We start from the raw sequence: 16,337 nt of genomic DNA on the forward strand, positions 1-16,337 counted from the left end.
TCGCGGCAACGTCAGGATGCGAGACATGAACGAGCAGCCCATCGACCTGACCTCGGCCCTGGCCACCTTCGACCAGTTCTGGAGCCCGCGCATCGTCACGCGGGTCAACGACTACGACGTGCGGATCGCCAAGGCCGAGGGCGAGCACATCTGGCACGTCCACGACGGCACCGACGAGTTCTTCCTGGTCCTGAGCGGTGAGCTGACGATCGGCCTGCGCGACGGCGGCGGTGAGCGCGAGGTGGTCCTCCCCGCGGGCTCGGTCTACGTCGTCCCCAAGGGCGTCGAGCACCGCCCCGTCGGGGCCCCCGGCACCGCCATGCTCCTCTTCGAGCCCACCGGCACCCTCACCGTCGGCGACCGTCACGAGGAGATCCCCGAGACCGTGGACGCCACCACCGGCCACGCCCTCCGCACCACCTGACCGCCCCGGATCGCGTACGGCTCCCGCCCGCCCCGCACCGCCGTACGGCCGGAGAGTCCCGCACCGGCCCCGCCGTACGCCAGGGCGCGCCCGCCGGCCGGTGCGCCGTGGCCCGCCGTACGGCGGGGCGGTGCCGGGCGGGGGTCGTCAGGGGGAGGGGACCTGGGAGCGGAAGCGCTCGTGGGCGGCCTGCTTGGAGATGCCCATCGCCTCGCCGACCTCGGCCCAGGAGGCGCCGTTCCGGCGGGCGGCGGCGACGGCCTGGTCCAGGAGCGTGCGCTGCCAGCTCTCCACCTGGGACAGGAGCTTCAGCGCGGCGAGGGGGCGCTCGGCGGCGAGGTTCACGATCAGCTCGCACAGCACGTTCGACTTGACCACGAGCCAGCTCGGCGGGGCGGCGGCCAGCAGCGGCGTCGCGTGCCGCCGCAGCCACTGGGTCTCCGCCTCCTTGGCCCCCTCGGGCGTCGGGGGGTGCTGCCGGCGGTCGGTCCACCCGCAGGAGCAGGCCGCCAGGTAGCCCACGAAATCCCTGGTGAAGGCGGTGGCGGAGCGCGCCACCTCGCCGCCGGGCAGGATCGGCGCGCCGTACCCCTCGTGCCCGGGGATGTCGTCCAGCTTCAATGCCATGGTCGTCAAGTTATCCTGACGATTTCGTAATCGTCAAGGCATCCTGACGATTACGGCCCAGGCGAGGTGGTGGACATCCCTGTCCTCGCCCCGATGAAGGGAACGCGGGCCCGGCGCGTCAGTCGATGAGGCGACGGGCGCATCCACGCCGTCCTGCGTCCCTGTGAGACGCGCGGGGACGGGGATCCGGTGGGTATCGTCGATAGCGTGCCGTGGGATGTGAACCGCATTTCGGATCTGCTGGGACCGGGGGACGACCCCGCCGTGCCCCGGCCGCATGAGCTGCGCGCGGCCGACGTCGATCGCGAGCGGGTGATCGAGGTCCTTCGCGAGGCCGTCGCCGACGGCCGTCTCACCCCGGCGGAGCACGAGGAACGCGTCGAGCACTGCTACCGCGCCCGCACCCTCGGCGAGCTGGGCGCGCTGACCGCCGACCTGCTCGCCCCCGACCAGCAGCCGGTCCAGACGGACGTGCGCCCGGTGGTCGCGTTCTTCGGCAGCGAGGAGCGCAAGGGCCGCTGGGTCGTCCCCCCGCGCTACACCGCCACCGCCGCGTTCGCCAACGTCACCCTGGACATGCGCGAGGCCCTGCTGCAGACCGGCCACGCCCGCCTGCACGTCAACGCCCTCTTCGCCACGATCACCCTGATCGTCCCCGAAGGCGTCCGCATCCTCATGCCCGCCAACGCCGTCCTAGGCAGCAAGTCCAACAACGTTCCCCCGGCCGGCGCCGAGAACGGCCCGGTGATCGAGATCACCGGCACCCTCGTCTGCTCCGGCGTCACGGCCAAGTCCCCCAAGCGCCCCAAACTCCGCGGCTTCGCCGCCCGCAGGGCCCGCCGCCAACTCCGCGACAACTGACGCCGTACGGCCCCCGCACGCCCCGCCCGGGCTCCCCGTCGCCCAACCCTCGCCGTGATCATGCAGTTTTACGCACACCGTGTGATTAAAACTGCATGATCACGGCGAGAGATGCCGCCGCGAGAGATGCCGTCACGAGGGATGGCGGCGCGAGAGATGCCGTCACGAGGGATGTCGCCGTGAGGGATGGCGGCGCGAGAGATGTCGCCGTGAGGGATGGCGGCGCGAGGGATGCCGCTGTGAGGGATGGCGCCGTGAGGGGAGGCGGCGCGAGGGATACGGCCATGAGGAATGCCCCGCGAGAGATATGGCCATGCGGGATGCGGCTGCGGGAGGTACGCCGTGAGGGATGGCGGCGCGAGGGGTTCCGTCGGGAGGGGTGGCGCAGGAAGCCGTGGGGAGGGACGGGTGCGGGCGGGGTGGTGGGTCAGGGGGTGGGGTGCCAGGTCAGGGCGGGGTTGGGGGGTTCGCGGAAGCCGTGGCGGCGGTAGAGGGCGGCGCCCTCGGGGGTGGCGTGGAGGTCCACGCGATTCACGTCCCGCTCCCGGAACCAGCGCAGGAGCGCGGTGAGGATCGCCGAGCCGTACCCCCGCCGCCGCCAGGCCGGGTCGGTGACCATGTTCAGGAGGTGGCCGACGCGGCCGTCCGGGCGGAACGGGCCGGGCAGCCGCACCTGGACGATCCCGATCCCGCAGGCCGCGAGGCCCGCGCCGGGCGCGTCCACGACGTACGCCACCAGGTCGGGGCCGCCCATCCGCTCCCTGAGCACCTCGGCGTACGCCTCCTGCCAGCCGCCGGCCGTCCCGGCGCCCATGCGCTCGCCGAGGAGTTCGCGGAGCCGTACCAGCTCGGGGATGTCGGCATCGGTCGCCTGCCGCACGGGTTCCATGGTCACCTCTGTGGTCGGTGGCTTGCCCTAAGGTGGCATCGTGCCTGAAGAGAAGCCGTCCTACGAGCGTGCCCGCGAGGAACTGGCGGGCGTCGTCCGCAAGCTGGAGGCCGGCGGGCTGACCCTGGAGGAGTCGCTGGCCCTCTGGGAGCGAGGCGAGAAGCTGGCCGCGATCTGCGAGGAGTGGCTGCAGGGCGCCCGCGCCAAGCTCGCCGAGGCCATGGCCAAGCGCGCCGACCCCGAGGAGGAGGGCGAGACGCCCTTCTGACCGGGCCGAAAGGTCCCGTCAGGACGCCGAGGGGACCGGGGACGCCGAGGGGACCGGGGACGCCGAGGGGACCGGGGACGCCGAGGGGACCGGGGACGCCGAGGGGACCGGGGACGGCGTCGCCGCCGGGCTCCCCGTGGGGGCGCCGGGGCTGCCCGCGGGGAGCGGGTCGGGCTTGGGCTGCTGCCGCAGGGTGGAGGCCAGGAAGCCGAGCTCCTCCCAGCTCGCGGTGCCCGTCACCACCAGCGTGACGTCCTTCAGGCGGCGCACCAGGGAGCGCTGCTTCTTGTCCTCGCGGTAGCGCCGCTCCCACACGTCCGCGCCCACCTGCTGCGTGCCGACGGCCTTGTCGCTGTTGGCCATGCGGTTCGCGAACTTCTCCGGCGGACTCTCGTTGCTCTGCGCCACCATGCCGTGGGACCTCTTCGGCGTCGCGAAGCCCAGCCGCCAGGTGACGCCGTGCTTGTCCTGCGTCAGGCGCGAGCTCGTCGGGAGCCACGTCGCGGGCAGCCCCTCCGGGACCCAGACGAGGTACGGCGCCGCGCGGCGGGCGTTCGCCACGTCCATCGAGTAGTTGATCGTCGGGATGTGCTCGTCGTCCCCCCTCGGGGCGACCAGCAGGAACAACCCGGCAAGCAGCAGGCAGGCCAGCATGGCCATGCCGTACGCGGAGAGACCCTTAGCGAAACGCACGGCCTCTATGGTGCCGGAACATCACCCCAGGTCCTGCGCCGGGTTCTTGATCGTCGCGATGATCTGCAGCACGTCCTCGGCCAGCCGCCGGGACGCCTCCTCGTCCTCGGAGGTCGAGACCTCCTGTACGGCCGCCGCCAGCGCGCCCGTGACCACGATGTTGAACGCGCCGCCGTCGTGCAGCAGGGCGGCGTTCCTGCGGGCCCACTGCGCCAGCCGGTCCCGCATCACGACCTCGAACCCGGGCGGGCCGTCCCCGCGCAGGAACAGCCCGGACAGGTCCCGCTCCTCCATGCAACCTTCGAGGTAGGCCCGAGCCCCGGCGATGAACAGGCGCATCGGGTCGGTCTCGCCCTCCGCCCGCGCGGCCTGCAACGCCTTCTTGGTGCGCTGGGTCTGCCTGGTTTGAAACTCCTCAAAGAGGGTCAAATAGAGGTCGGCCTTACCGGAGAAGTGGTGGTAGAGACTGCCGACGCTCGCGCCCGCCCTGGACACGACGTCGGTGACCCCCGTTTCTGCGAACCCGCTGGTGATGAAGATCTCCCGCGCGGCGTCCAGCAGGGCGCCACGCGTCGCCGCACCACGCTCGGAGGTCCGCACCGGGGCGTTGTCCACCGGCTGTTCGGTATCGCTGCTCATGAACGCAGAGATTACGCCTCGTTGGGTGCATGAGTGTGGGAACTACGATCGGCCTGAGCGCCGACAACGGAGGGGCCTGACCGACATGTCCGACCAGCAGCACGTACCCGCCGCCCTCGCCACGGGCGAGCACGCACCGGATCGCAACCTCGCCCTGGAACTCGTCCGGGTGACCGAGGCGGCCGCGATGGCCGCCGCCCGATGGGTGGGGCGCGGCGACAAGAACGGCGCGGACGGAGCCGCCGTCAACGCCATGCGCCAGCTCATCAACACCGTCTCGATGGACGGCGTGGTGGTGATCGGCGAGGGCGAGAAGGACAACGCCCCCATGCTCTTCAACGGCGAGCGTGTCGGGGACCAGAGCGGCGCCGAGTGCGACGTCGCCGTGGACCCGATCGACGGCACCCGCCTGACCGCCCTGGGCATGCCCAACGCGATCGCCGTCATGGCGGTCAGCGCCCGCGGCTCGATGTACGACCCGTCCGCGGTGTTCTACATGGAGAAGCTGGTCACGGGCCCGGCGGCCGCGGGCTCGGTGGACATCAACGCCCCGGTCGCCGACAACATCGCGGCGGTGGCGCGTGCCAAGGGGGCGTCGCCCTCCGACGTGACCGTGGTCATCCTCGACCGGCCCCGGCACGAGCAGATCGTCAAGGAGGTGCGGGAGACCGGCGCCCGCATCAGGTTCATCACCGACGGCGACGTGGCCGGCGCGATCATGGCGGCCCGCGAGGGCACCGGCGTGGACCTGCTGCTCGGCATCGGCGGCACGCCCGAGGGCATCATCGCCGCCTGCGCGATCAAGTGCCTGGGCGGCGTCATCCAGGGCAAGCTGTGGCCCAAGGACGAGGACGAGCGCCGCCGCGCCCTCGACGCCGGCCACGACCTGGGCAAGGTCCTGACCACCGACGACCTGGTCACCTCCGACGACGTCTTCTTCGCCGCCACGGGCATCACCGACGGCGAGCTGATGGACGGCGTCCGCTACCGGGGCGGCGCCGCCGTCACCCACTCCCTCGTCATGCGCGGTCGCTCCGGCACCATCCGCAAGATCGAGAGCGAGCACCAGCTCTGGAAGCTCCGCGCCTACAGCGCGATCAACTTCGACAGCGCCGGCTAGCACGGCGCACGCCCTTCGCGGCCCGCGCCGGTGACGCCGGGGTCCTTGATTGCGCGATCGGTCGCGGCTGCGCCCTTCGCGGGCCGCGCTGGTAACGCGGAGGCCCCTGACCGCGCCGATCCCGTACGTCGTGCCCGTTCCCGCCGCCCCGCCCTCGGGCGGCACGCGGGGAAGCGCGAGATCGGCGCGGGGCCGACGGATGGGGAGCGCGAGATCGGCGCGGGGCCGACGGAGCTCAGGCTCCCGGGTGGTCCTCAGGTGGGTCGTTCACGGTGGTGGTCACCCGGGCGTCGGTGAAGCGGAGGGTCAGGGGGTCGCCGGGAGCGAGGTCCTTCGCGTGGCGTACGACCTCGCCCGAGGGGCGCTGGACTATCGCGTAGCCGCGGTCGAGGGTGGCGGCGGGGGAGAGGGCCGTCAGGCGGGCCCGCACGTGGGCCAGGTCGTCCGTGGCGCGGTCGAGGCCCGAGGACAGGCAGCGGCGGGCGCGCTCGCGCAGGGCGTCCACCTGCTCGGCGCGGCGCTCGATCTCCTGGACCGGGTTGGCCAGGGCCGGGCGCGAGCGCATCGACGACAGCCAGGACCATTCGCGCTGGAGCCAGCCGCCGACGGAGCGCCGCCCCCGGTCGCGGAGCTGGTGGACCAGCGCGAGCTGCTCGCCCACGTCGGGGACGACCTTCTTGGCGGCGTCGGTCGGGGTGGAGGCGCGCAGGTCGGCCACCAGGTCCAGCAGCGGGCTGTCCTGCTCGTGCCCGATCGCGCTGACCACGGGTGTACGGCAGGCCGCCACGGCTCGCACGAGCGCCTCGTCGGAGAACGGCAGCAGGTCCTCCAGCGACCCGCCGCCCCGCGCGATGATGATCACGTCCACCGCCGGGTCCGCGTCCAGCTTGCGCAGGGCCTCGGTGACCTCGCCCACGGCGTACTGCCCCTGCACCGCGCACTGCTCGACCGCGAACCGCACGGCCGGCCAGCGGCGGCGGGCGTTCTCCAGCACGTCGCGCTCGGCGGCCGAGTCCCGCCCGCAGATCAGCCCGACCGTGCCGGGCAGGAACGGCAGCTTCCGCTTGCGCTCGGCCGCGAACAGCCCCTCGGCGGCGAGCACCTGGCGCAGCCGTTCGAGCCGGGCCAGCAGCTCGCCGACCCCCACCGGCCGGATCTCCAGCGCCGTGAACGCGAACGAGCCCCGGTTGATCCAGAAATCGGGCTTGAGGTGCATCACCACGCGGGCGCCGTCCACGGGCCGGGGGACCGTGGCCTCGTACGTCTGGCGGGTGCACGTCACCCGCGCGGAGACGTTGGCGACCGGGTCGCGCAGCGTGAGGTACACCGTGCCGCCGCGCACGGTCAGCTCGGTGATCTGGCCCTCCACCCAGACCCGTCCGAGCCTGGCGATCCAGCCGGCGACGGCCTGGAGCACGGTGCGGACGGGTACCGGGGACTCCGGTGAGTTCTCAAGGGCCATGCGGGCAGGCTATCCGGGCTCGCGGAGTCCCGCTCAGCCCTGCGCGATCAGCTTGGCGATGCGCTTCTCGTACATCCGCACCACGTCGGGCCGGTCGGCGTGGGCGCGTTCGTACTCCAGCAGCTCCTCGACACGCGCCACCGGCAGCCCGCGCAGCCGCGCGCGGAGCGAGGGCAGGGTCAGGTCGCCGTAGTTCGGCAGCGGCTCGCCGCTCGCGCCCGCCTTGGCGGAGTCGCCGCCATCGCCGGGCTTGGCGGTCGTGCCGGGCTTGGCGGCCTTGTCGTTCCTGTCGTTCTTGCCGGCGGACGTGACCTTGCCGGACGTGACCTTGCCGGCCGCGGCGTCCACGGCCGCCGGGGGCTTGCCCGCGGCCTCGGCGGCCTTGGCCGCGGCCTTCGTGCCCAGCGTCTGCTCGGCGGGGGGCAGGGGAGAGGACGCGGCGGCGTCCGCCTTCCGCGCGGCCCCGTCCCTGGCCCCGGTCTTCCCGGCCGGCGCGGGAGAGGCGCTCGGAGCGGCCTTCGCCGCAGGCTTGGGAGCGGCCTTCGCGGCGGGCTTGGGAGCGGGCTTGGCCTTGGGCGCGGCCTTCCCGGCCGTCTCGGTCTTCCCGGCCTTCCCGGCCTTCCCGGCCTTCCCGGTCTTCCCGGGGGCGGTCGCCCCGGCGGCGGGCTTCGTGGCGGGCTTGGCGGCGGGCTTGGCGTCCGTACGGCCGTTGGCCGGCGCCTCGGCCGGGCGCGGCGAGAAGATGACCGGCTCGGGCCGGCCGGACTTCGCCGGAGCGGCGGCGGCCCGGTCCTCGCCCCTCGCCGGGGCCGTGGTCTCCGCGAGCCCGGCCTTCTGGCCCGCGGCCTTCTGCGACGGGCGCGGGGCGAAGATGACGGGCTCCCGGCGCGCCGGAGGGGCGTCCTCGGGCTCGGCGGCCGCGGCGGGGCCCGCCGCCCGCCCGTCCTTGTCCTCGTCCTCGGTGAGCTGGCGCAGCGCCGTGCGGACGCGGTCGGTCAGCATGAGCGCGTGGCCGACGCCGCTGAGGGCGGTCTGCAGCACGTAGAGGGGCAGGTCCTTGACCTTCTCGCCGGCCTGCGCGGGGTCGTCGATGACCTCCTGGACGTTCTTCTTCACCGTCCGGAGTACGTGGAAGGGGTTGAGGACATTGAAGACTGACATCGTGGCGGCTCCTCCCTGTCCCTTGGCGTGGCGGACACCGCGCGCGGGGGATTCTTATGGGGTTTTGACGGCCCGTATGGTTTAACTACTCTGCCGTACCCACTGAGACGGCCTTCGAGCAGACCCCCTTAATGTTCCGAATACGATGGAACCATGACCCCGACAGTGGCACGACGTGTTCTTGTGGCGAAGCCCCGCGGCTACTGCGCGGGCGTCGACCGGGCGGTCGAGGCCGTCGAACGCGCTCTTGAGCAGTACGGCGCGCCCATCTACGTCCGCAAGCAGATCGTGCACAACACCCACGTCGTCCGGACGCTGGAGGAGCGCGGCGCGATCTTCGTGGACGAGACCGAGCAGGTGCCCGAGGACGCCATCGTCGTCTTCTCCGCCCACGGCGTCTCGCCCGCGGTCCACGAGGAGGCGGCCCGGCGCAACCTGCGCACGATCGACGCCACCTGCCCGCTGGTGACCAAGGTCCACAACGAGGCGCGGCGCTTCGCGTCGCAGGACTACGACATCCTGCTCATCGGCCACGAGGGCCACGAGGAGGTCGAGGGCACGGCGGGCGAGGCGCCCGACCACATCCAGCTCGTGGACGGCACCGACAGCGTGGCGAACGTCGAGGTGCGCGACCCCTCCCGCGTGGTCTGGCTCTCCCAGACGACGCTGTCCGTGGACGAGACGACGGAGACCGTCGCCGCCCTGCGCGAGCGGTTCCCGCAGCTCATCGACCCGCCGAGCGACGACATCTGCTACGCCACACAGAACCGCCAGGTCGCGGTGAAGGAGATCGCGGCCAGGTCCGAGCTGGTCATCGTGGTCGGCAGCGAGAACTCCTCCAACTCCAAGCGCCTGGTCGAGGTGGCCCTCGGCGCCGGGGCGAGGGCCTCCTACCTCGTCGACGACGCCTCCCACGTGGACCCCGCCTGGCTGGAGGGCGTGACCACCGTCGGCGTGACCAGCGGCGCGTCCGTCCCCGAGGAGCTGGTGGACGGCGTCCTCGCGACCCTCGCCGAGCACGGCTACGCCGACGTCGAAGAGGTCGAGTCCGTCCAGGAGCGCATGCGCTTCGCCCTCCCGCACGAGCTCCGCCGCGACCTCCGCTCCGCCTGAGCGGCGGCACACCCCAGCGGCCCCGCCCGGCCCGTCCCGCCTGACCGGTCCGTCCCGCCTGACCGGGCCCGCGAGGCCCCCCGCCCGCCGTACGGCCTGAGCGCGCACGCGCAGGCCGTCCGGCGTGAGCCCTCAGGGCAGCGGGAGGTCGTCGTCGGCGAGCTGGTCGGCGTCCGGGATGAAGGGCGAGATCCGGTAGCCGGGCGCGGAGAACGCCGGCGGCGCGAAGGATCCCGGAGGCGCGGAGGACGTCCCCGGCAGCTCGGGGATCGACGGCATCTCGGGCATCGCGGGCAGCTCCGGTATCACCGGCGCGGCGAGCGGCTGGGACGGCGGGAGCAGGGCCGGTTCGGCGAGCGAGACCGCCCGGCCGCCGGCCTCGTAGCGCACGCGGTGCCGGGGCACGCCCATCGTGTCCAGCCGCCGCACGGTCGCCACGGCCATCCCCGGCGACCCGCAGATGTAGACCTCGGCGTCGGAGGCCGCCCCGTGCCGCGCCAGGGCCTCCGGGACGGTCTCGGGCACGCCGAACTCCCGCGCCTCGTCGGAGATCGCGGTGACGACGCGCAGCCGCCCGTGCCGTTCCGAGAGTGCCAGCAGGTCGTCCAGGTCGTACGCCTCGAACCGGCGGCGCACGCCGTGGAACAGGTCCACCCGGGGATGGTGCGGCAGCCGGGCCGTCTCCTCGACGATGGCCTTGATCGGGGCCAGCCCGGTGCCGCCCGCCACGCACAGCAGCCGCTCGGCGCGGGAGTTCGCGACGGTCAGCGTCCCCTGCGGCGGCCCCAGCCGCAGCACGTCGCCGACGCGCGTGTGGTGCGCGAGCGCCGTGCTGACCCAGCCCCCGGGGACGACGCGGACGTGGAACGACAGCAGGTTGTCGGCCCGGGGCGCGTTCGCGATCGAGTACGGCCGCCACACGCGCGGCCAGCGGGGCGTCTCCAGCGAGGTGTACTGCCCCGCGTGATAGGGGTACGGCTCGCCGGGCTCGACCGTGAGGACCAGGATGTCCGGCGTGCGCAGCTCGTGGGACACGACGGTGGCGTTCCACCACGCGGGGACGCCCGCGCCCTGCTCCTCGGCCGCCCGCACCATGACGTCGGCGATCATGTCGTAGGCGGCCGTCCAGGCGTCGGTGTGGGCCTGGGTCCAGGCGTCGCCGCCGTTCGCGCGCAGGGCGGAGACGAGGGCGCGCCCGACGGCGGGGTAGTGCTCGGCCGCCACGCCGTACTTCCGGTGGTCCACGGCCAGGCGGCGCAGGTAGTCGATCAGCGAGGTCGTCTCGTCGAAGCCCAGCACGATGCGGGTAAGAGCGCCGAGCAGCCGGTCGCGCTGGGCGTCCATCGCCGGCGGGAACATCTCGCGCACGGCGGGGTTGCGGGCGAAGAGCAGGCCGTAGAAGTCGGCCGCCACCTTGCCCTGGCGGTCCTCGACGAGCCGCCAGCTCTCCTTGATCAGTGCGATGTCGAAGCTCATATAGGCGCCCCCTCCTAGCGAGAGAGCAGGTGGGCTGGGTCCGCGTCCCGCAGCGCCCGCACGCCGAAATAGTCGCCGGACACCCGCCGGCCTTCCTCACCTCCGCCCTCCGCGTGCCCTCGGGAGAGGCGGGGGATGTGCTTGGAGCAGTGGATGTACGCCTCCTCGACGTCCACGGTCACCCAGCGTTCGGCCCGGCGGCCGGGCATCGGGTCGTGCCCGTCGATCCCGTGGCGCTCGCGCATCTCGTTGGCGGTGGTGATCATCGCCTTGCCGTTCACGTGCAGGCCCACCTGGTCGGCGAAGAAGTCCACGAACAGCAGGCTGACGTGCGGGTTCTCCAGGATGTTGCCGAGGCTGGCCAGCACGCCGTTCCCCCGGTACTCCGGGTAGGCCAGGGTGCGGTCGTCGAGGGCGCGGACGAATCCGGGCGGCCCGGCGCGGAAGGTCGTGTCGCAGTTGCCCATGGCGTCCGCGGTGCCGATGAAGGCCATCTCCTGCCGCGCGATGAACTCGCGCATGATCGGGGTCAGGTGGTCCGTCACCTGGCGCTCGTAGAAGAGGTCGGCCCGCCGTTCCGTCCCGAAGAGCCGCTGGAGCACGTGCTCCCCGTGCGACCCGGGCCGCCCCTCGGCCGTTCTTTCATTGTTCTCGCAGGTCACGGGCTTGGCTTGGAAGCCGTCCACATCGCTCCTCTTGGTCTGCCCGCCGGCCATGTGGCGGGAGTCACGGTTCGCGCAGGGCCCCACGCAGATCACGCACGGATCTCAAGGTGGATCTCATACAGGTGCGGTCGGGAGCCCTCCGTCAGCGAGCTGTCGCAATGGGTGTGCGATCTTATGACACCAAGTCGTGATCTGTCAGGAGAAGTGTGTGATTCATGTGATCAGTGGGACTAATGGGATTTACAGAGCGTGACGGAAATCGCGCCGCCGGGACGAGGAAGATCGCTCGCGTCCTCCCGGTGGCACACGAACGCGAAATCATGAATTGACCAGCGGTGAACCGTGGCCGGCGGAGGGAGGTGCCGCCGATCTCGCCGGTCCCGCTCGTCACCTTCTGTCACAAATTTCGGCGCGGATGAGCCGCCGAAAAATTCCGCCCGTTTTCGGGCGTGTCGCGGCATTCCTGAGCGTCCCCTGGACGCCTCCGCGCCCCCGCCGGACGGCCCGTCTCAGTCCTGTTCGCGGTGGCGTTCGGAGGCGGGCTTGCCGTAGACGCGCGGCTCGAAGTAGCCCTCGGGCTCGGGGGCGAAGCCGCCGGGAGGCGGGGTGGGCCCGGCCGCGGCGGGCGCGGGCTTGGGCCGGGTGCGGCGGAGGGTCCTGAGGTCGTCGCGGAGGTCGCTGACGTTCTCCCGCAGCCCGCGGGCCAGCGCGATCCCCAGGACCAGGACGGATCCGGCGAACAGCCACGGCGCCCCGCCCGACATCGCGCTGAACATGCCGATGCCCAGCCCCCGGGCGAACGACGAGCTCCCGAACGCGCGGACCAGCTCGGACACCAGCGTGGCGACGAAGAAGACCAGCGGCGGCGAGACGACCAGGGCGAGCAGGTCGCGCTTGCGGACCAGGACGGCCGTGGCGAGGCAGGCCAGCACGAACGCGGCGCCGGCGACCTCCGGCCAGGCGAGCAGGGCGGCCCCGATCCGGCCCAGAACGGTGACGGCGAACAACGCCAGGATTGCCCCGCGCGCGGTCAGGCGCACGCCCTTTTCAGATGGTTTGTTCATTGTCGCCCCCCTTGTCAGCCCCCGCACGCGGCGGCCTTACGACAAGTCTCGCGCCAACTTATCGCGTCGGCGAGGGGAAACGTCCTCGCTCTCGTCGGTTTGACCCAGCGGGAGGGCGCGCACGTGACGTGCGGCGTCGGCGTCGTCGACGAGTTCGGGCGCGGACAGCGCGCGCGGGCTCTCGTCCACCGGGCGCGGCGCGTCGAGCGGCCCGCCCGCGATGCCCAGTTCGCTCAGTTTGCGCGCGGTCACCATCACCCGGCTCTCCATCGAGCCGACCGTGCGGTTGTAGGAGTCCACGGCCCGGCCCAGCGCCCGGCCGAGCCCGTCCAGCCCGCGTCCCATCGTGCCCAGCCGGGTGTACAGCTCCTTGCCCAGCTCGAACACCTCCCGCGCGTTCTCGCTGAGCGCCTCCTGCTGCCAGGCGTAGTGCGCGGTCCGCAGCATCGTGACGAGCGTCGTCGGCGTCGCGATGTGGACGCGGCGGGTCAGCGCGTGCTCCAGCAGCCCCGGATCGCGCTCCAGCGCCGGTGCCAGGAACGCCTCCCCGGGGATGAACAGCACCACGAACTCCGGCGAGGGGCTGAACGCCTGCCAGTACGGCTTGGCCGCCAGCCGGTCCACGTGCTCCCGCAGGTGCCGCGCGTGGGCGTCGAGCCGCGCGTCGTCCCCGGACTCGGCCGCGTCCAGGTAGGCCGCGAGGGAGACCTTCGAGTCCACGACGATGTTCTTCCCCCCGGCGAGCCGTACGACCATGTCGGGGCGGAGCGCGCCGTCGGGGGTGGCGATGCTGATCTGCTCGTCGAAGTCGCAGTGGCGGGCCATCCCGGCCAGCTCCACCACGCGGCGGAGCTGGAGCTCGCCCCACCGGCCGCGCGCCTCCGGCCGCTGGAGCGCCCGCACCAGCGACTGCGTCTGGGCGCGGAGCTGGTCCCCGCTCTGCCGTACGAACTCGACCTGCTTGGCCAGCTCGGCCTGGGCCGCGCGGCGGGCGGCCTCGGACTCGTGGAGCTGGGCCTGCACCTTCTCCAGCGCGTCCTTCAGCGGCGCGACCAGGTGCTCGACGGCCTGCTTGCGCTGCTCCAGCTCCCCGGCGGCGTCCCCGCGCGCGTTGGCCAGGCGGCTCTCGGCCAGCTCCAGGAAGCGCAGGTTGTTGGCGTCGAGGGCGCGCGTGGACAGCGCCTGGAACCGCTCGGTGAGCTGCTGCTCGACATAGGCGGCCTTCTCCTCGGCGGCGTCGGCGCGGGCCTCCGCGCGCGCCCGCGCGGCGGCGGACCGGGACCTCCCGAGGGTCAGGCCGAGCGCGAGGCCGACCGCCAGGCAGAGCACTCCGAAGATCAGCGTCGCGCCGTCCATACGCGGCATCGTCCCACGGGTGGGACGCCGGAAACCCCTGGGGCTCGCTGTTTTCCCCGTACGGGCCCTTGCCTGGCGACCTGTTCGTACCCGAGAGTCGGAATAGGAGGAGAGGGTTTTCGAGCGAGTCTCGGGGGGCGGAAGGGCGCGAGCGTGAGCAGCCAGGGGTCCGGGGGCAACCACCCGCCGAGGGGACGCCGACCTCCGCCGTACGGCGGGCACGCCCCGCCCGGGTTCCAGGCGCCGAGGCCCCGGCCGGCGGACGAGCCCCCGATCGGGCCGCCCTTCGGGTACGGCCCACCGGCCGGCATCCCCTACCCCGACGAGCCCGAGCGCAGGCCCGGCCGCCGCCGCGCGCTGCTCCTGGCCGTCGTGGTGACGGCGGTGGTGGTCGCGGTCGCGGCGACGGCCGTGCTCCTCATGGCGCGCGGCCCCGGCGGCGACGACCCGAGGGTGGACGCCCTGGCCACCTCGTCGCACACCCCGACGCCCGTGCTCACCCCGCCGTCGCGCTGGGCCGTGGGCGCGTGCGTACGGCCCGAGGCGGTCGGCACCGCGCCGCCGTCGAGCCCCGCCGTACCGCAGACCGACCAGGACTTCCTGCTCGCGCACTGCTCGGACCCGCAGGCCACCGGGCGCGTGACGAGCATGCTGGACGAGTCGGAGCCGCTGACCGAGCCCGCCTGCCCCGAGGACACCGACGAGGCGATCATGGTCGGCGCGGAGGAGACCGCGTGCGTGCGCAACCTGCGCGAGCCGCACCCGGGCGACCCCGGGCGGGGCGGCGGCGTGCTGCGCGCGGGCGACTGCGTGGCCGACCCGAACGAGAGCCTGGGCGGCGAACGCCCCTGCGGGGACTCCGGCTGGTACGGCAAGGTCGTCGGGCGCGCGGAGAAGGCGTCGGAGTGCCCCGACGGCACGCAGGAGACGCTCCGGATGCGCGGCTCGCCCCGCCCGATCGTCTGCCTCGGCGACGAGGGCGAGGTGGTCTCCAAGGGGGACTGCATCAGGTCCCTCAAGAAGTACGGCAAGAGCGTCCCGCTGTCGGCGGTGGAGAAGGTGGACTGCGGCTCGAAGGACGCCTGGGCCAAGGTCACCGCCCGGGTGAAGAAGCGCGGCGACTGCCCCAAGGGCACCGACCAGTACCTGGAGTCCCGCGACGAGGACGCCTACCGCCCGGTCACCTGCCTCCGCGACACCTGACCACCCCCGTCCCCCACTCCTGCGAGATCGGGGGCCGGGGCGGGGCGGGAAGGGGGCGGATCGCGGAGCGGGAGCGGGCGCAGTGGCCGGGCACGGATAAACTCGGCGCTCGTGAGCCTGTCCATCGGAATCGTCGGTCTGCCCAACGTCGGCAAGTCCACGCTGTTCAACGCGTTGACCAAGAGCGCCAACGCGCTCGCCGCCAACTACCCGTTCGCCACCATCGAGCCGAACGTGGGCGAGGTCGGCGTCCCCGACTCCCGCCTCGACGCGCTGGCCAAGCTGTACGACTCGGCCCGCGTGCTCCCGGCGCGCGTGAAGTTCGTGGACATCGCCGGGCTGGTGCGCGGCGCCTCCGAGGGCCAGGGCCGGGGCAACCAGTTCCTCGCCAACATCCGTGAGACCGACGCGATCTGCCAGGTCATCCGGGTCTTCCGCGACCCCGACGTGACCCACGTGGACGGCGACGTCAGCCCCTCGCGCGACATCGAGACGATCAACACCGAGCTGATCCTCGCCGACCTCCAGACCCTGGAGAAGGTCCTCCCCAGGCTCACCAAGGAGGCCAAGACCAACAAGGACCGCCGTCCCGTCCTGGAGGCGGCCGAGGCGGCGAGCAAGCTGCTGGACTCCGGCACCACGCTCCACGCGGGCGCGAAGGCCGCGGGCATCGACATGGCCCTGCTCCGCGAGCTGCACCTGCTGACGGCCAAGCCGTTCCTCTACGTCTTCAACCTGGACGCCGACGAGCTGACCGACGAGGACCTGCGCAAGTCCCTCGCGGACCTGGTGGCCCCGTCCGACGCCGTCTTCCTGGACGCCAAGATCGAGTCCGAGCTGGTCGAGCTGCCCGACGACGAGGCCCTGGAACTCCTCCAGTCCATCGGCCAGGAGGAGTCCGGCTTCGACCAGCTCGCCCGGGTGGGCTTCGAGACCCTGGGCCTGCAGACGTACCTCACGGCCGGCCCCAAGGAGGCCCGCGCCTGGACCATCCGCAAGGGCGCGACCGCCCCGGAGGCCGCGGGCGTGATCCACACCGACTTCCAGCGCGGCTTCATCAAGGCCGAGGTGGTCTCCTTCGACGACCTCATGGAGGCCGGGACCATGGCCGCCGCCAGGTCCGCCGGCAAGGTCCGCATCGAGGGCAAGGACTACGTCATGCAGGACGGCGACGTGGTCGAATTCCGCTTCAATGTGTGATCTCCGGCCTCTGATCTCCGGCCTCTGATCTCCGGCGTCTGATCGCCGGTGCGCGGGCGGGGCCGTCCCCGCCCGCGCGCCTCGTCCTACGTGCCGTACGGCTGGCGCGTCGTACG

Annotated in this window: 17 protein-coding genes; 7 read left to right on the top strand and 10 right to left on the bottom strand. The window is 72.8% G+C overall.

Annotated features, from left to right (window positions below; translation table 11 throughout):
• Positions 1-25: 25 nt before the first annotated feature.
• Positions 26-424 carry a cupin domain-containing protein gene (locus D5H75_RS11230; RefSeq protein ID WP_119926317.1) on the top strand — a complete coding sequence of 133 codons (399 nt, stop codon included), beginning with the start codon at positions 26-28 and terminating at the stop codon, positions 422-424.
• 147 nt (positions 425-571) lie between these two features.
• On the opposite strand, the gene D5H75_RS11235 is transcribed toward D5H75_RS11230, so the two are convergent.
• A complete protein-coding gene (locus D5H75_RS11235; RefSeq protein ID WP_202638048.1) occupies positions 572-1,051 on the bottom strand; it encodes a hypothetical protein in 480 nt (159 codons plus the stop codon).
• A gap of 219 nt (positions 1,052-1,270) precedes the next feature.
• Here D5H75_RS11235 and D5H75_RS11240 point away from each other — a divergent pair, with 219 nt between their 5' ends.
• A complete protein-coding gene (locus tag D5H75_RS11240) occupies positions 1,271-1,912 on the top strand; it encodes a DUF1707 SHOCT-like domain-containing protein (protein WP_242454141.1) in 642 nt (213 codons plus the stop codon).
• A 427-nt stretch (positions 1,913-2,339) separates the two neighbouring features.
• Here D5H75_RS11240 and D5H75_RS11245 read toward each other — a convergent pair whose 3' ends face one another.
• A complete protein-coding gene (locus D5H75_RS11245) occupies positions 2,340-2,801 on the bottom strand; it encodes a GNAT family N-acetyltransferase (RefSeq protein ID WP_119926588.1) in 462 nt (153 codons plus the stop codon).
• Positions 2,802-2,841: 40 nt separating this feature from the next.
• Here D5H75_RS11245 and D5H75_RS11250 point away from each other — a divergent pair, with 40 nt between their 5' ends.
• Complete coding sequence (locus tag D5H75_RS11250; RefSeq protein ID WP_119926319.1) at positions 2,842-3,069, top strand: exodeoxyribonuclease VII small subunit; 228 nt, start codon at positions 2,842-2,844, stop codon at positions 3,067-3,069.
• 18 nt (positions 3,070-3,087) lie between these two features.
• Here D5H75_RS11250 and D5H75_RS11255 read toward each other — a convergent pair whose 3' ends face one another.
• Both D5H75_RS11255 and D5H75_RS11260 read right to left on the bottom strand, forming a co-directional pair.
• Positions 3,088-3,762, bottom strand: coding sequence for a DUF4245 domain-containing protein (locus tag D5H75_RS11255; RefSeq protein WP_242454142.1), 675 nt, complete (start codon positions 3,760-3,762; stop codon positions 3,088-3,090).
• A 21-nt stretch (positions 3,763-3,783) separates the two neighbouring features.
• Complete coding sequence (locus tag D5H75_RS11260) at positions 3,784-4,401, bottom strand: TetR/AcrR family transcriptional regulator (RefSeq protein ID WP_119926321.1); 618 nt, start codon at positions 4,399-4,401, stop codon at positions 3,784-3,786.
• 85 nt (positions 4,402-4,486) lie between these two features.
• Between D5H75_RS11260 and glpX the strand changes: the two genes are divergently transcribed.
• Entirely contained in the window at positions 4,487-5,521 is a 1,035-nt protein-coding gene (glpX, locus tag D5H75_RS11265) for a class II fructose-bisphosphatase (RefSeq protein WP_119926322.1), read from the top strand.
• A 235-nt stretch (positions 5,522-5,756) separates the two neighbouring features.
• On the opposite strand, the gene xseA is transcribed toward glpX, so the two are convergent.
• Both xseA and D5H75_RS11275 read right to left on the bottom strand, forming a co-directional pair.
• Positions 5,757-6,983, bottom strand: coding sequence for an exodeoxyribonuclease VII large subunit (xseA, locus tag D5H75_RS11270; RefSeq protein WP_119926323.1), 1,227 nt, complete (start codon positions 6,981-6,983; stop codon positions 5,757-5,759).
• A 33-nt stretch (positions 6,984-7,016) separates the two neighbouring features.
• Positions 7,017-8,144, bottom strand: a complete 1,128-nt coding sequence (locus D5H75_RS11275) for a DUF8129 domain-containing protein (protein ID WP_119926324.1) — start codon at positions 8,142-8,144, stop codon at positions 7,017-7,019.
• 153 nt (positions 8,145-8,297) lie between these two features.
• On the opposite strand from D5H75_RS11275, the gene D5H75_RS11280 reads away from it, so the two are divergent.
• A complete protein-coding gene (locus D5H75_RS11280) occupies positions 8,298-9,257 on the top strand; it encodes a 4-hydroxy-3-methylbut-2-enyl diphosphate reductase (RefSeq protein ID WP_119926325.1) in 960 nt (319 codons plus the stop codon).
• 132 nt (positions 9,258-9,389) lie between these two features.
• Here D5H75_RS11280 and D5H75_RS11285 read toward each other — a convergent pair whose 3' ends face one another.
• From D5H75_RS11285 to D5H75_RS11300, 4 genes are all read right to left on the bottom strand, one after another.
• Positions 9,390-10,733 (bottom strand): globin domain-containing protein, encoded by a 1,344-nt coding sequence (locus D5H75_RS11285; protein ID WP_119926326.1) that lies wholly within the window; start codon positions 10,731-10,733, stop codon positions 9,390-9,392.
• Between the two features lie 14 nt (positions 10,734-10,747).
• On the bottom strand, positions 10,748-11,419 hold the full coding sequence (locus D5H75_RS11290; RefSeq protein WP_242454143.1) for a pyridoxamine 5'-phosphate oxidase family protein: 672 nt from the start codon (positions 11,417-11,419) through the stop codon (positions 10,748-10,750).
• A gap of 488 nt (positions 11,420-11,907) precedes the next feature.
• Positions 11,908-12,462 carry a DUF6542 domain-containing protein gene (locus tag D5H75_RS11295; RefSeq protein WP_119926327.1) on the bottom strand — a complete coding sequence of 185 codons (555 nt, stop codon included), beginning with the start codon at positions 12,460-12,462 and terminating at the stop codon, positions 11,908-11,910.
• A 36-nt stretch (positions 12,463-12,498) separates the two neighbouring features.
• Positions 12,499-13,818: a DNA recombination protein RmuC gene (locus tag D5H75_RS11300; RefSeq protein WP_119926328.1), complete on the bottom strand. Its 1,320-nt coding sequence runs from the start codon at positions 13,816-13,818 to the stop codon at positions 12,499-12,501.
• A 153-nt stretch (positions 13,819-13,971) separates the two neighbouring features.
• Here D5H75_RS11300 and D5H75_RS11305 point away from each other — a divergent pair, with 153 nt between their 5' ends.
• Together D5H75_RS11305 and ychF are read left to right on the top strand one after the other, a co-directional pair.
• A complete protein-coding gene (locus D5H75_RS11305) occupies positions 13,972-15,021 on the top strand; it encodes an LppU/SCO3897 family protein (RefSeq protein WP_119926329.1) in 1,050 nt (349 codons plus the stop codon).
• 111 nt (positions 15,022-15,132) lie between these two features.
• A complete protein-coding gene (gene ychF / locus D5H75_RS11310; RefSeq protein ID WP_119926330.1) occupies positions 15,133-16,221 on the top strand; it encodes a redox-regulated ATPase YchF in 1,089 nt (362 codons plus the stop codon).
• Positions 16,222-16,337 lie beyond the last annotated feature (116 nt).

The organism is Bailinhaonella thermotolerans, from assembly GCF_003594875.1.
Classification (GTDB): Bacteria; Actinomycetota; Actinomycetes; order Streptosporangiales; family Streptosporangiaceae; genus Bailinhaonella; species Bailinhaonella thermotolerans.